The sequence below is a fragment of the Conexibacter sp. DBS9H8 genome (genome assembly GCF_023330685.1).
Taxonomy (GTDB): domain Bacteria; phylum Actinomycetota; class Thermoleophilia; order Solirubrobacterales; family Solirubrobacteraceae; genus Palsa-465.
Map to the genome: position 1 here is coordinate 1,725,602 of NZ_CP097128.1, position 13,515 is coordinate 1,739,116.

12 protein-coding genes are annotated in these 13,515 nt (G+C 72.9%); 8 read left to right on the forward strand and 4 right to left on the reverse strand.

Features of this window, described 5'->3' with window-relative positions:
• The first annotated feature begins 26 nt into the window (after positions 1–26).
• Positions 27–1,562: a cytochrome P450 gene (locus tag M3M55_RS08155; RefSeq protein ID WP_249012325.1), complete on the forward strand. Its 1,536-nt coding sequence runs from the start codon at positions 27–29 to the stop codon at positions 1,560–1,562.
• Positions 1,549–2,268, forward strand: coding sequence for a TetR/AcrR family transcriptional regulator (locus tag M3M55_RS08160; RefSeq protein ID WP_249012326.1), 720 nt, complete (start codon positions 1,549–1,551; stop codon positions 2,266–2,268). The genes M3M55_RS08155 and M3M55_RS08160 overlap by 14 nt, the downstream gene beginning before the upstream one ends.
• 93 nt (positions 2,269–2,361) lie before the next feature.
• On the opposite strand, the gene M3M55_RS08165 is transcribed toward M3M55_RS08160, so the two are convergent.
• Positions 2,362–4,602 carry a DEAD/DEAH box helicase gene (locus tag M3M55_RS08165; RefSeq protein ID WP_249012327.1) on the reverse strand — a complete coding sequence of 747 codons (2,241 nt, stop codon included), beginning with the start codon at positions 4,600–4,602 and terminating at the stop codon, positions 2,362–2,364.
• A gap of 205 nt (positions 4,603–4,807) precedes the next feature.
• On the opposite strand from M3M55_RS08165, the gene M3M55_RS08170 reads away from it, so the two are divergent.
• The 3 genes from M3M55_RS08170 (at position 4,808) to M3M55_RS08180 (ending at position 7,250) form a co-directional block, all read left to right on the forward strand.
• On the forward strand, positions 4,808–6,112 hold the full coding sequence (locus M3M55_RS08170; protein ID WP_249010637.1) for an IS1380 family transposase: 1,305 nt from the start codon (positions 4,808–4,810) through the stop codon (positions 6,110–6,112).
• 231 nt (positions 6,113–6,343) lie between these two features.
• The gene (locus M3M55_RS08175) at positions 6,344–6,757 is read left to right on the forward strand and encodes a hypothetical protein (RefSeq protein ID WP_249012328.1); all 414 of its coding nucleotides are present in this window, start codon (positions 6,344–6,346) and stop codon (positions 6,755–6,757) included.
• Positions 6,758–6,878: 121 nt separating this feature from the next.
• Positions 6,879–7,250, forward strand: coding sequence for a hypothetical protein (locus M3M55_RS08180; protein WP_249012329.1), 372 nt, complete (start codon positions 6,879–6,881; stop codon positions 7,248–7,250).
• Here the strand turns inward: M3M55_RS08180 and M3M55_RS08185 are convergent.
• The 3 genes from M3M55_RS08185 to M3M55_RS08195 are packed head-to-tail and all read right to left on the reverse strand — an operon-like array spanning position 7,217 to position 9,734.
• Entirely contained in the window at positions 7,217–8,251 is a 1,035-nt protein-coding gene (locus M3M55_RS08185; protein ID WP_249012330.1) for a DUF3445 domain-containing protein, read from the reverse strand. The two genes, M3M55_RS08180 and M3M55_RS08185, sit on opposite strands and share 34 nt — an antisense overlap.
• Positions 8,248–9,183, reverse strand: coding sequence for a PDR/VanB family oxidoreductase (locus M3M55_RS08190; protein WP_249012331.1), 936 nt, complete (start codon positions 9,181–9,183; stop codon positions 8,248–8,250). Before M3M55_RS08190 ends, M3M55_RS08185 begins: the two co-directional genes overlap by 4 nt.
• On the reverse strand, positions 9,180–9,734 hold the full coding sequence (locus tag M3M55_RS08195) for a dimethylamine monooxygenase subunit DmmA family protein (RefSeq protein WP_249012332.1): 555 nt from the start codon (positions 9,732–9,734) through the stop codon (positions 9,180–9,182). Before M3M55_RS08195 ends, M3M55_RS08190 begins: the two co-directional genes overlap by 4 nt.
• 118 nt (positions 9,735–9,852) lie before the next feature.
• On the opposite strand from M3M55_RS08195, the gene M3M55_RS08200 reads away from it, so the two are divergent.
• Genes M3M55_RS08200 through M3M55_RS08210 form a run of 3 tightly spaced genes read left to right on the forward strand, consistent with a single transcriptional unit; the run spans position 9,853 to position 13,479 of the window.
• Positions 9,853–11,049, forward strand: a complete 1,197-nt coding sequence (locus M3M55_RS08200) for an FAD-binding oxidoreductase (protein ID WP_249012333.1) — start codon at positions 9,853–9,855, stop codon at positions 11,047–11,049.
• A 13-nt stretch (positions 11,050–11,062) separates the two neighbouring features.
• Positions 11,063–12,805: a putative nucleotidyltransferase substrate binding domain-containing protein gene (locus M3M55_RS08205; protein ID WP_249012334.1), complete on the forward strand. Its 1,743-nt coding sequence runs from the start codon at positions 11,063–11,065 to the stop codon at positions 12,803–12,805.
• Positions 12,802–13,479, forward strand: a complete 678-nt coding sequence (locus M3M55_RS08210; protein WP_249012335.1) for an exonuclease domain-containing protein — start codon at positions 12,802–12,804, stop codon at positions 13,477–13,479. Before M3M55_RS08205 ends, M3M55_RS08210 begins: the two co-directional genes overlap by 4 nt.
• The last annotated feature ends 36 nt before the right edge of the window (positions 13,480–13,515 follow it).

A 13,515-nucleotide genomic window follows, 5' to 3' on the forward strand; every position in this document is an offset into this window, starting at 1 on the left:
ACCCCCGCCTGGTACGCTGACGTACCATGAGCGTGACATCTGAGCCGTCCCTCCCCGGGAGCACCCCCGCAGGCCCCTCGTCCCCCACCGACGCCGGCTCAGGCGAGCCGACCGGCGCCGCCGCAGGCCCCCTCGAGAGCGGCTCAGCCGAGGCAGCCGGCCCGCCGGCCGGCCCCGGGCCACGGTACGCGCCGTCGCCCTGCCACGCCGTCGACCCCGACACCCCGATCCGGCTGCCGCCCGGCCCGCGCCAGGGCCGGCTCGCCCAGACCGTCGCCTTCCTCAACGACCCGTTCGACTCGACGCTCGCAAACCAGGGCACCTTTGGCGGGGTGTGGAAGATGAGTCTGCTCTCGAACCGGGACGCGTTCTGTGCCACCAGTCACCCCGATCACATCCGAGCGATCTTCGCCGCCGCCGCGGAGGCCCCGGCGATCAACCATGAATCGCCGCTGCGGCTGATCCTCGGCCAGAACAGCGTGCTGACCCTGTCGGGCCCGCGGCACATGCAACAGCGCAAGCTGCTGCTGCCCCCCTTCCACGGGGACGCGGTCGCCAACTACGTGCAGATGATCGAGGCGGTCACCGCGGCGGAGATCGACCGCTGGGTGCCGGGGCAGACCTTCGCCCTCGCTCCGCGGATGCAGGCGGTCACCCTCGAGGTGATCATGCGCGGCGTCCTCGGAATCCACGAGCGGGGCGGCTGGCACACCCCGGAGCGGCGCTTCCGGGAGCTCATCCGCACCTTCCTGTCGGCCTCCAACACGTCTCTCTACCCGTTCATCGAGATGGCGAACTTCCGGGCCAGGGAGGCTCAGGGGCCGATCCGCTGGATGATGGAGGCGACCGACCGGGAGCTGTACAAGCTCATCGCCAAACGGCGGGCGGCCGGTGAGGACGCCGGCGCCAACGACGTCTTCTCGCTCCTGCTCGCCGCCCGGGACGAGGACGGCCAACCGATGACCGACGCCGAGCTGCGCGACGAGCTGATGACCCTGATCCTCGCCGGCCATGAGACGACCGCCAACTCGCTCGCCTGGACCTTCGAGCGGCTCGTGCGCAGTCCCGCCGCCTACGCGACCCTGCGGGAGCAGACCCGGCACGGGGATCCGGCGGCCGCCCGCGCCTACGTCGAGGCGACGATCCACGAGGGGATGCGCCGGCGCCCGGTGATCTCCTTCGTCGTCCGCCGCGTCCAGAAGCCGTGGCGCTTTGGCGAGTATGTCGTCCCCGCCCAGACGCCCGTCGCGCTCTCCATCGTGGGGGTCCACCACCGTCCCGACGTCTACGCCGACCCCGCCAGCTTCCGTCCCGAGCGGTTCCTCGACGCCGAGGGCCGCTTCCAGAAGCCCGGCACCTACACGTGGATCCCCTTCGGCGGCGGGATCCGCCGCTGCCTCGGGGCGACCCTGGCGATGGCCGAGCAGCGGGTCGTACTCGAACAGATCGCCAAACGGGTCGACTTCGCCCTCACCGACGCGCCGGGCGAGCGTGCCCGTCAGCGCAACGTCACCTCGATCCCCGCCGACGGCGGCACCGTCACCGTCGATGCCCGCCACTGAGCCCGTCGCCCCCGCGGCCACCTCGCCAGGGGGCGCCGGTCCGGTGGGCGACCCCGTCAGCGAGCCGGGGTTTCCACGCGGCGGCCCGGCGGGGCAACCCGCGAGCGGGCGCGGTGACAGCGAGCCGACACCGCGGGAGCGGCTGATCGCCGCGCTCGCCGAAGCGATCGTGGAGCGGGGGTACGCGGAGACGACGGTGGCCGACATCGTCGCGCGCGCCCGCACGAGCCGGCGAACCTTCTATGAGCACTTCCGTGACCGCGGCGGCTGCTTTCTCGCCCTGTTCGCGCAGGAGACCGCGCGGACGCTCGCGGCGATCGCCGCCGCCATCGACCTCGACGATGACCTCGCCGAACAGGCCGAACGGGCCGTCGACGCCTACATCGCCGCCGTCAGCGTCCACCCCGAGCTGCAGCGCAGCTTCGCCCGGGAGCTGCCCGGGCTCGCCGAGGCCGGCGCCGAGGCGGTCCGGGCGGTCACCGGACGCTACGCGGACCTGTTCGTCGACCTCGTCGAGGTGGCCCGGAGCCGGCGGCCCGACCCGCCGATCGCGCCGCTTCACCGAGACGTCGCGGTGATCCTGATCAGCGGCCTGCGCGAGCTGCTCGTGAGCGCCACCCAGGAGGGCCGCCCCCCCAGCGCAGTGCGGGAACCGTCGCTCGCGGTCGTGCGGGCGATCGTCGCCGCGCTGCTCCGGGACGCCTGAGCGGCCCCGCCCCGGCGGCGCGTGCCGCACCGGCCCGCCACCGCGGCCCCTCGTCCGGGGCCGGCCCGGCAGCCGGCCCCGGCGCCGTCCGCCTCAGCGGCGGCGGGCGGCCGCCTTCGCATTCCCCGCGAGCGGGGCGTCCGCGCCGGTGTCGCCGGCGACGGCGCGCAGGTGCCGGAACGGGCGGCCGTCCCGGAGCTCGGCGATCACCCCCTCGAGCAGGCCCCCGTCGGGCAGCTCGCGGCCGTCGGTGACCGCGTCGACGATCTGGCGCTTGCGCTGGATCAGCCGGGCCATCGTCTCGTCGATCGTCTCGGCGGCGAGCAGGTACCAGGCTGACACGCTGTCGCGCTGCCCGATCCGGTGGACGCGATCCTCGGCCTGGTCGTGGATCGCCGGAGTCCACTCGAGCTCGAGGAAGCAGACGTTCGAGGCGCGGGTGAGGGTGATCCCCTGCGCCGCCACGCGGGTCGCGCAGACGATCAACGGCGGGCCGTCCGGTGACTGGAAGGCCTCGATCGCCGCTTGGCGAGCCGCGACGCTGTCGCGAGCGAGCAGGTGCAGGGCATCCGGGAACCGGGTGAGGACCGCCTCCTGGATCTCGACATGGCGGGCGAACACGACGAGCGCCTCCCCGGATGCGAGGAAGTCGTGGATCCAGGCGACCGCGGCGGCGAGCTTGCCGCGGGCGGCGAGCCGCTGGAGGGCGGTGAGCTGGGCGAGCCGTTCGGCCCGCAGGGTCGCGGCGATCTTCGCGTCGAGCTGGGCGAGGTCGATCGGCTGGGTCTTCAGCCAGGCGATCACGTCCTCCTCGGCGAGCCGGTACTCGGCCGTGTTGGTGAGGCTGACGGGCACGACGTTCTGGCGTTTGGCCGGCAGCTGCGGAAGCACCTCGGACTTGAGCCGGCGGACAAAACAGGTGCGACGCAGATGCCAGTGCAGGCGCTCCTCCGACAGCTCACCCTCGAACTGGCGGGAGAACGAGGCGCCGGAGCCGAACTGGCTGAGGCGGCCGATCACCCGCAGCTGGGCGATCAGCTCGTCGGCGTGGTTGAGCACCGGGGTGCCGGTGAGGGCGAGACGCAGCCCGTCGGCGGCGACCGCGTCGGCGAGCCGGCGCACCGACCGGGTCCGTTTGGCCTGCGGGTTCTTGCAGTAGTGGGACTCGTCGGCGACGACCGCGCGCAGGCCACGGCGGGCGAGGGTCTCCCGGTGGGCCTCGACGATCTCGTAGTTGAGGATCGTCAGGTCGGTCCGGGCGGGGGTGCCTGATCGGCCCTGGAGGACCTGGACGCTGCGGTGAGGCAGCCAGTGGGCGGCCTCGCGGGCCCAGGTGAGCTTCATCGAGGCCGGGCAGACGACGACGGCCGGGAAGGCGCCGTCGGCCTCGAGGGTGGCGAGCGCCTCCACCGTCTTGCCGAGCCCCTGCTCGTCGGCGAGGAAGGTCGCGCGCGCCTCCAGCGCGTAGCGCACGGCCGCCCACTGGAAGGGTTGTAGTTCGCCGCCGAGGCGGTCGGGCACACCCTCCACCGGGTCAGCCCGGGTCGCCCGGGAGCGGGCGACCGCCGAGCGGGCGGCGCGCTGCTGCGCGGCCAGGCCGGCGAGCGCCTCCGCGGCGGCGGGGGAGAGGGCGACGCCGTGGAGGGCGACGAAGGCGTCGAGCTGATCGGCGATCCACGGATCGAGCTTGAGCTCACCCGCGCGGGCGCCGGGCAGCTGCTCAAACGCGGTCGCCACCTCCGGATCCCAGAACACCTCGAGGGCAAAGCGCTCCCCGGCGACGCTGCGGGTGAGCACGAGCCGGGCGGGCGGCGGCGTCTCCCCGGCGCTGACGGACTCGAGGCAGCGCAGCGCCCCGACGCTGAAGCGCGGTTCCCGCAGTTCCTGGAGGTGTACGGCCGCCTGGCTGGTCAGTGGGACCAGCCAGCGGGTCGGCGTGCCCTCGAGCGCGATCGCGTCGGCGAGCAGTTCGGAGGGCGGCTCGCCCGCGAGCGTGTCCAGGCGCCAGAAGCCGCGCCCGTCGTGACGGGCGCTGCGGACGTGCCCGACCCAGCGGCGCTGGGTGCCGGCGAACCACGCGTCGAACGCCGGTGAGCGGGTCAGCTCGGGGTAGGCGGTGAGGATCTCCCCGAGCCGGGCGGCGACCCAGTCGGTCGCGGGGGCGATCCACTCCCGGGCATCCCAGTCAAAGCGGCGGTCCGGCAGGGTGCGGACGGCGGCGACGAGGTGGCCGTCGTAGGGGAAGGCGAGCACCACCTCCTCGCTCCCGTCCGGCCGGGGTCGCAGGTGCACGTTGGGAAGATCCTCGACGGCGCGGAGCGACTCGCTGGGCACCGAGCTGACGTTAGCTGGCCCGACGGCACGTCCCTTGAGGAATTCTTATGTCCACGACTGGTCAGCGACAGGGTTTTCGGCGTTAGCCCTGATCCACTGATTCTGTGGGGTGGTTCTGTCCGGGGTCGTGTGAAGAATGACCTCCTGAGCAGGTTAAAAGCGACCGATTCCGGCGGTCGCGGCCTGCGATCAGGAGGTCACCTTCATGGTGAACGATGCCACGACGGTCGGACTGGACGGCGTCCAGGTCGTTTTTGATGATGAGCGGGCGGTGTCTGACGCCGGGATCGCGCTGGTCAGCACGCTCACGCGGCGCCTTGGGGTCGAGTCACTCGCCGGCCGGCTGATCTCTCTGCGGTCTGACCGTCCGGGGGCGGCGAACGCGGGCCGCAAGGTCATGGCGGTCCTGTTCGCGATGGTCCTCGGCGCGGACTGCATCGATGATTGTCAGGTGCTGCGGGCGGGCCGGACCGGACGGCTGCTCGGCGGGTGGATGCCGGCGCCCTCGACGCTGGGCACGTTCCTGCGCGCGTTCACCTTCGGGCATGTTCGCCAGCTCGACAAGCTGCTCGGCGACACGCTGGCGCGTGCGTGGCGGGCCGGCGCGGGCCCCGGCCACGCCCGGCTGGTGATCGACATCGACAGCTTCGTCGGGGAGGTGTGCGGCCCACTGAAACAGGGAGCGGGATACGGGTACACCAAGCTGTTTGGATATCACCCGCTGCTGGCGACCCGGGCCGATACCCGCGAGGCGCTGCACATCCGACTGCGCAAGGGATCAGCGAACACGCAAAAGGGTGTCAAACGGTTCTGTGAGGAACTGATCGCCCGCGTCGAACGCGCCGGTGCGACCGGGCAAAAGCTCGTGCGCGCAGACTCGGGGTTCTGGAACATGAAGGTGTTCGAGCTGCTGGAGGCCAAGGGCTGGCAGTACTCCATCGGGGTGCGCAACATCAAGGCTGTGACCACAGCGATCCATGGGATCGCAGATGGTGACTGGCAGTCGATTGAGTACCCCGACGGCGGTGAAGCCCAGATCGCCGAGACTCTCTACAACAACCGGCGTCTCATCGTGCGCCGCACCCGCCTGACTGACCCTGAGCAGCTCATGCTCTGGCCGGACTGGCGACACTTCTGCTTCATCACCAACCGCACCGACGCGCTCGCCCTGGTCGAGGCCGAACACCGTGACCACGCCGTCGTGGAGCAGGTCATCGCCGACCTCAAAGACCAGGCTCTTCAGCACTTTCCCTCCGGTCACTTCTACGCGAACGCCGCCTGGACCGTGCTCGCCGCACTCGCGCACAACCTGCTCAGATGGACCCAGATCATCGGGCTGCCCAACAGCACCATCCGCGCCGCCCGCACCCTGCGGCGCCGACTGATCCAGATCACCGGACGGCTGACCCGACACGCACGCGGCTGGACCCTGCACCTCCCCGCCCGCTGGCCCTGGCACGGCGACTACCTCGCCGCACTCGCACGGATACGCGCACTCCCAGCCGCCTGACCGGCCGACCGGCCGGTCCCGGCCTCACTGAACTCCCGCCGACCTTCCGCTCACCCCGGGCGCGATCACCGCCGCCCCAAACCGACCCCGAAAACCGCTTTGGACCCGATAGCCGAGAGACCTGGCACCCCGTTCAACCCCGCCAGCACCTCCCATCAAGCAAGAACCGGCCCAGCGACCGCAAAAAAGAACTCTGACCCAGCCCATCGGTGGATCAGGGGTTAATGGGGTATGCGCTCTCCGGCCACCGTTCTCGTGCGTGGCTCCGTCCTGCTGATGATGCTCGCGCTGCCGCTCGGCGCGCTGCTCACCGGCGCGGCCGGTCTCGTCCCGTTCCTCGCGATGCCGCTCGTCGTGCTCGGGATGCCGCTGGTCGTGCGCGGACCCGAGGCCGACGGCGACGGGGGCGCCGAGGGCGACGGTGACGACGGCGACGGCGGCCCGGGCGGCAACATGCGGCCCGACCGCGGGCCGATGACGCCGAGCGGTCCGACGGGCACCCTGCCGCTCGAGCACAGCACCCCCGGTGGCTGGCGCCTGCGCAGCCCGGCGCCTCAGCGGGTGAGCGACCCCGGGCCCCGCCGGACTCCGCACCGTCCCGCCCCGGCCACCCCGCGACGGGTGCCGGCCGGGCCGCACCGCTGAGGGCCTGTCGGTCGCGGTCGGCCAGCGCCGGTGCCCGGATGTGCCCGGCCCCTACCGCCAGTCCCGCCAAAGTGGACGCGCCGACATGGTCCTGGGGGGCGGCCGGGACGAGAATCGCGCCATGACGACCGCCCGCGCTCAGACACCGTTCCGCGTCATCTCCGACGGCTGGAGGCACCTGCCGAAGATGACCGCTCACGCCGGTGACGGCTTCATCGCCGATGTGTACGAGAACCCGGACGGGTGTGTGATGTGCTCGGGTTTCTTCGAGCTGCACCACAGCGACGAGCCGCTGCTCTACGTGTACGAGTACGACGAGATGAAGGTCGTCCTGTCCGGTGAGCTGCTGCTGGAGAACCACGACACCGGCCAGCGGCTCGTCGCCCGTGAGCGGGATGCGATCTTCTTCCCGCGGGGGTCGCGGATCCACTTCAGCACCCCCGACCACGCGCTCGCCTTCTACGTCGGCGAGCGCGCCGCCGACCTGCTCTGACGTTCGCGGCTCGCGGCGCCGGGACCGGGGTGCTCCAGCCACCCGAGCACCGGCGCACGGAGGCCGGCGACCCCCTTGTAGTCGGCGATGTCGGCCGGCAGTTCGCGGAGCACCTCAGCGAACCGCCGCGCCCATTCGGGGACGGTCATCAGCGCTTCGAGGGAGAGGAGGTGGGTGCGGATGAGAAACAGGATCGCCCCGGAGGTCGGGAGACGGATGAGATGCTGGACCTCCACGCGCAGCTGCAGCTGCCCGACGGCGGCCGGGTCCACGAGTGCGCGCTCACGCGCGGGACCCCACTCCGGGTAGGTCTCCGTCGACTGGTCGAGGCGCGGGTCGGCGGACATCGTCCAGTTCGTCCGCCGGTACGGGGCGTCGGGCTGGAGGCGCAGCAGGAACGCGTGGGCCCGGGGGATCACCCCCTCGACGTGGACGCGCGGGACCGGTCCGTGGATCTCGAGGAACGTCATGCCGATGTCGAAGGCGAGCGACCAGTCGGCGGCGAAGGTGACGAGGCCGGCCTCAGCCCACAGCTCGCCTTCGCGCTGCTCGAGCAGGACGATGTCCTCCTGGACCTGGGAGCCGGCGTAGGCAAGCGGGTCGGCGCCGAGGGAGTCCGCGTCGCCCCGGCGGAAGTGGCGCTCCTCATCAAGGCGGCGGTTGCACCAGCGGTAGACCGCGCCGTCCCGGTGCAGGACCATCTCCTCCGGGTGCGCGGCCGCCAGCTCGCCGAGGCAGAGCAGGAGGGTGTCCCAGGCGGCGTCGGCCATGTGCGGGGCGCTCACCATCCGGCTCGGGTCGGCGGCGAGGATCTGTGCGCGGAGGGCGAGCTCGTCCCGGTAGCCGTCGTCGGCGTCGATCAGCCACCGGCCCCACTCGCCGGCGGCGGTTCGGACCGGCGTCCGGGCCGGTTCGACGTTGGTCGAGTAGCGGTAGTGGGCCTCCGGGAACGGGAACGGGAACCGGGCGACCCGGTCTGGGATGACCGGCGGCGAGCTCACAGAGCGAGCTCCAACTCGTCGTCGAGGCACCGTGACACGCAGGCCATCAGCGCGTCTCCGGACGCCCGCTCGGACTCGGTGAGGTAGAGGTCGCGGTGCTCGGGTCGGCCGGCGAGCACGCCGACCCGGCACTCGCCGCACACCCCCTGGCGGCAGCGGTGGGGCACGGCGATACCCGCAGTCTCGAGGGCCTCCAGCAGCGACACGCCGGCGGCGACGGCGACTCGACGCCGGGATCGCGCGAGCCGGACGCGGAACGGGCGGCCCGGGGCGAGGGCGACTCCGGTGAACGCCTCAGAGCGGATCCGCTCGGCCGGCCAGCCGAGGCGATCGGCGAGCGCTCGCACGGCGGCCATCATCTCGGCCGGCCCGCACAGGTAGGCGATGGTGCCGAGGGGCTGATCGGCGAGCCGTTCGGTGAGCCGCTGCAGGAGCGCGCCGCGGTCGGTCACCGTCGTCAGCCGGGAGCCGCACAGTCGCGTGAGCTCGTCCCGGTGTGCGGCGGGCCCGGGCCGGTGGGCGTCGATCACCTCGAAGGATCGGGAGCCGGTGACCGCTGCGCGGACGTGGGAGAGGATCGGGGTGACCCCGATGCCGCCCACGATGAACAGGTGGTGGGCGGCGGAGAGGACCGGGGCAAAGCCGCTCACCGGACCCGACACCGACACCGTGTGGCCCACGCTGAGCTGATGCAGCCACGCCGAGCCGCCGCGGTCCCGGTGGCGCTGCACCGAGATCTCATACGCGCCCGGATCGACGTGAGGGCCCGTCAGGGAGTAGGCGTTGACCGACGCCGGGGTCTGGATGAGGATATGGCTGCCGGGGGTGAACGAGCCGAGCGGACGCCCGTCGGAGGGGCCCAGGCGCAGGTGGGCGACCGTGCCGGTTCGGCGGATCGTGGCGACGCAGAGCCGTTGTTCGGGAGTGCTCATCCGCTTGCGCCTCTGTCGCCTGCGTCCGCTTGGACGTCGGCGAGAAAGCCGAGGTATGCGCCGTGGCGGCGCGAGAGGTGGTGGTAGACGACCAGCGTCCGCGCACAGCCGCCGCAGGCGAACGTGTCGGCGACCTGCACCCGGGCCACCGTGAAGGTGCGACAGTGAGGGCAGTACACCCGTTTGAGCGCGCGGTCGCTCACCCAGACGCGGAGCTCGGCGTCGATCGCCCCGGCCGCCCGGGCGGCCGCGATCGCGTCGAGGGCGACGAGCTCAGGGCCGGCGATCATCACCCGGACGCCGACACGGGCACGGGCGAGTGACGCGCCGAGCGCGGCGACGGCCACAGACCGCTCCGGCGCGGTGTGCCCGTCGACGTGGCTGAGCACCGGCCGCCCGGTCCGGGCGATCTGGGCCAGCCAGGCCCGGGCGACACGCACACCGTCGCGCCCTGAGCCGAGCACCTGGAAGCTCTGCCCCGCCGGGTCGATCTCACCGGGATCGGTCGGCCAGGCGGGAACGCTCGTGTGCTCCGGGCTGACGCCAACCACGCGTCAAGAATGGCGCAGCGCGGACGCCGCCGCCATGTACTGCGATCCATAGTGGCCGGCGCAGGAGTGGGCGACGGACACCTGTTGAGGGTGCCCCCGGAGCCCGACAATCACCGGCGTGCCGGTTCCGACGCCCGACCGTCCGCCTCAGCGCCCCGCCCGTCCGCCCCACAGCCCCGACCTGCTCGTGATCGGCGGCGGGATCGTCGGCCTGTCGGTCGCGCTGTTCGCCGCCCGGGAGGGTCTGGCGGTCGCCCTGATCGATCCGCGACCGTTCGGCTCGGCGTCGACGGCGCGCAGCGGCGCGCTCATCCGCACCCACTACGACAGCGAGGTCGAGGCGCGGCTCGCGCTCGCGGGCCTTACCCTGTTTGAGAGCTTCTCCGAGCTGATCGGAGGCGAGAGTCCGTTCACGCCGACCGGGTTCGCCTACGTCCCAACCGTCGAGGAGGTCGTCGACGGCCGCTTCCGGGCGCGGGTGGCGATGCTGGCGGGCTGCGGGATCGACACCGAGATCCTCGACGCCGCCGGGCTGTCCGAGATCGACCTGAACCTCGACATCTCTGACGTCGGGGTGGTCGCCTACGAGCCCCGGTCGGGCTTTGCCGACCCCGCCCTGACGACCGCCGGGCTTGCTGCCGCCGCCCGACGGGCCGGCACGCAGCTGCGCCTCGGCGTCGCCGCGACAGGCCTGATCGAGTCCGGCGGCCGGGTGATCGGGGCCGACACGACCGCCGGGCCGGTATTCGCCGGCGCGGTCTGCGTCTGCGCCGGCGTCCGCTCGCGGGCACTGTGTGCCGGGGTCGGGCTCGACCTGCCGCTCACGCCGACGGTGATCGCGCTGCTGACGGTGCCCCGCGCCGTCCCCGGGCACCTCAGTGTGATCGACGCCGCCGGCGGCATCTACTTCCGTCCCGACCCGCCGCAGCAGACGATCGTCGGTCGGCGCGCCTTCGATGACGTCGTCCTCGACGCGCCCGACGACGAGCCCGAGCCGCCGGACTGGTCGTTTATGGACGCGGCCCTGCCCGCCCTGCAACGGCGGCTTCCCTCGGCCATCGGCGCACCGGTGATCGCCCGCCGGGCCGGCCAGCTCGACATGACTCCGGACGGCCGTCCGCTCCTCGGTCCGACCGCGCTCCCGGGGCTGTGGCTCTCCTGCGGCTGGAGCGGAACGGGCTTCAAGACCGGACCCTCAGCGGGCCAGCAGCTCGCCCGCTGGCTCGTGACCGGCAGTGCCCCGGACCGGGATCTGGAGGCCTTCTGCATCGAGCGGGTGCCCGAGCCGGCGCGCGGTCCGCGTTCACCGCACTAAAAGCGACCCCGGCGTGGATCTCGCCAGGACAGAGCTGATCCGGTTCCTCGGAATGCGCCCACCCTTTGACGCGCTGGCGGCGGACGAGCTCGCCGAGCTTGCCGAGGCGACCGAACTGGAGTTCCATCCGCGCGGCGCGGCGATCCTCACCGAGGACGGGGGGCCCGTGACCTTTCTGCGGGTGATCAGCGCCGGCGCGGTGCGGATCGTGCACGCCGGCCGGCTGCTTGACCTGCTCGTCAGTGGCGACAGCTTCGGGCATGATGCGATGCTCGCCGGAATGCCGCCGGGCTTTGAGGCACGGGCGGCTGAGGACACCCTCTGCTACCGGATTCCCGCCGAGAGCGCGGGGCCGCTGCTCGCCCGAGCCCGCCACGGGATGCTCGCGCTCCGCGCGGGCGACCCGGCGAACCGGGCGGTGACCCATCTCATCCGCACCGCGACGGTGCTCTGTTCGCCCGAGCAGCCGATCGCCGAGGTGGCCGCGGAGATGACGCAGGCCGGGACCGACGCCGCCCTCGTGCGCCTCGAGCGACACCCTGCCGGGCCGCCCGAGGCCGGCGGCTGGGTGGACGGGTTCGGGATCGTCACCGACCATGATCTGCGCAGCCGGGTGCTCGCCGCCGGGGTCAGTGCAGAGGCGCCCGTCGGCTCGATCATGACCACCCCGGTGTTCACCGTCACCCCCGACCGGCTCGGTGCGGAGGTGATGTTCGCGCTCCTGGAACGCGGCCTCCACCACGTCCCGGTCCTCACCCGCAGCGGCCAGGTAGTCGGAATCGTCTCCGACAGCGACCTCAGCGCCCCCCGGGAGCGGGCCTGGTTCAGGATCCGGCGCCTGATCGACGCCGCCGGCGACCAATCGGGGCTGGCGGCCGCATCGAAGACGATCATGCCGGTCCTCATCGACCTCCACCGGGCGGGCGTGGCGGCGCTCGCCATCGCCCGGGTCCTCTCGGCGCTCACGGACGCGCTGATCGTCCGCGCCCTCGAGCTCAGCGGCGCCGCTCCCAGTCCGGAGTGCCCGTCGCTGTGGCTCGCGCTCGCCGGCCACGCTCGCCGTGAGCTGACGCCCGCCTCCGGACCGATCGCCGCGAGCGTCGGTGCCCGCATCCCGGTCCCGGTCCCGGCCCCGGCTACGTCGCTTGCGGCGCTGCTCGGCGCCTGCGGGATACCCGACCCCGTCCCCGCACAGACCGCGCCGGAGTGGGTGCGCGGAGCTCTCGCCGGCGATCCACTCGCCCGCCTCGTCCTCTGTGACCGCCGTCCCCTCGCCGGTCCGCCGGCTCTGCTGCCCGACGGTGTCGAGACAGATTCGCTGCGCGAGGTCCTGCTGCGCCTGCTCGCCGAGGAGTGTCTCAGGCTCACCGTCCCGACGGGCTTTGACCGGTCCGGGCTGCTGCTGCATCCCGACGACCGGCGCGCCGAGGAGCTTGACATCGCCACGGCGGCCGTCGTGCCGATTGAGGCGCTCGCGCGCTGGGGTGGCTGGGCGGCAGGGGAGACCGGGGCGGGGACGCCCGAACGGCTCGCGGCGACGGCGGAGCTCGGCCTGATCGACGCCGCGGACGCGCGGGCGCTCACGGAGGCGTTGACGCTCGCCTTCGAGCTGCGGATGGGCCATCAGCTCGAGTGCATCAGCGCCGGCGTCCCCCCCGACGACCGGATCGACGTGGCCACCCTCAGCCCGTTCACGCGCAGCCAGCTCCGCGAGGTCTTCCTCACCATCTCCGCCGTCCAGCGACGGCTTCGATGAGAGCCCCCTCACGCCGCACCCCGGCGGTGGCCCGCTACCGCCAGCACGGGCGGCCACAGATGCGCACCCCCTGGAATGAGGCGGAGTGGTGTGCTGTCGATCTCGAGCTCACCGGGCTCGATCCGGGCGCCGATCAGATCGTCGCCGCCGGCCTCGTCGTGGTGAGCGGCGGACGCGTCCAGCTCGGCCTGGCCCGCTACAGCCTCGTGGCGACCTCCCGCCGGTCCTCCGTCGCGGCCCTGCTCACCCACCGCGTGCGCGCGGAGGAGCTCGTCGGAGCGCCCACGCTCGATGAGGTGATGGAGATGGTCATCGACACGCTCGCCGGTCGCGTGCCGATCGTCCACCACGCGAGCGTCGAGCGGTCGTTCCTCGCCCCTCCGCTCGCCCGGCGGGGTGTGCGGATGCCGCCGGTCGCCGACACCGAGCGGCTCGGGCACCGCTGGTTGGCGCGCAGTCGCGGCGACGGTCCGCCCGCGCTCTCGCTGCCGGCGCTCGCGGCGGCGCTCGGGCAGACCGCCGAGCCCGCCCACCACGCGCTCGCCGACGCGATCTCGACCGCCGCCGCGTTCATCGCCCTGGCGACGCTGTGGGGGGGACACGGACGGCCCCCGACCGTCGGCGAACTGCTCGACGCGAGCGCCGACCCGCACGCGGAGCGGACCGGCCGCTGAGCGTTCCGACTGACCCGGCGGAGAGTTCGGACGGAC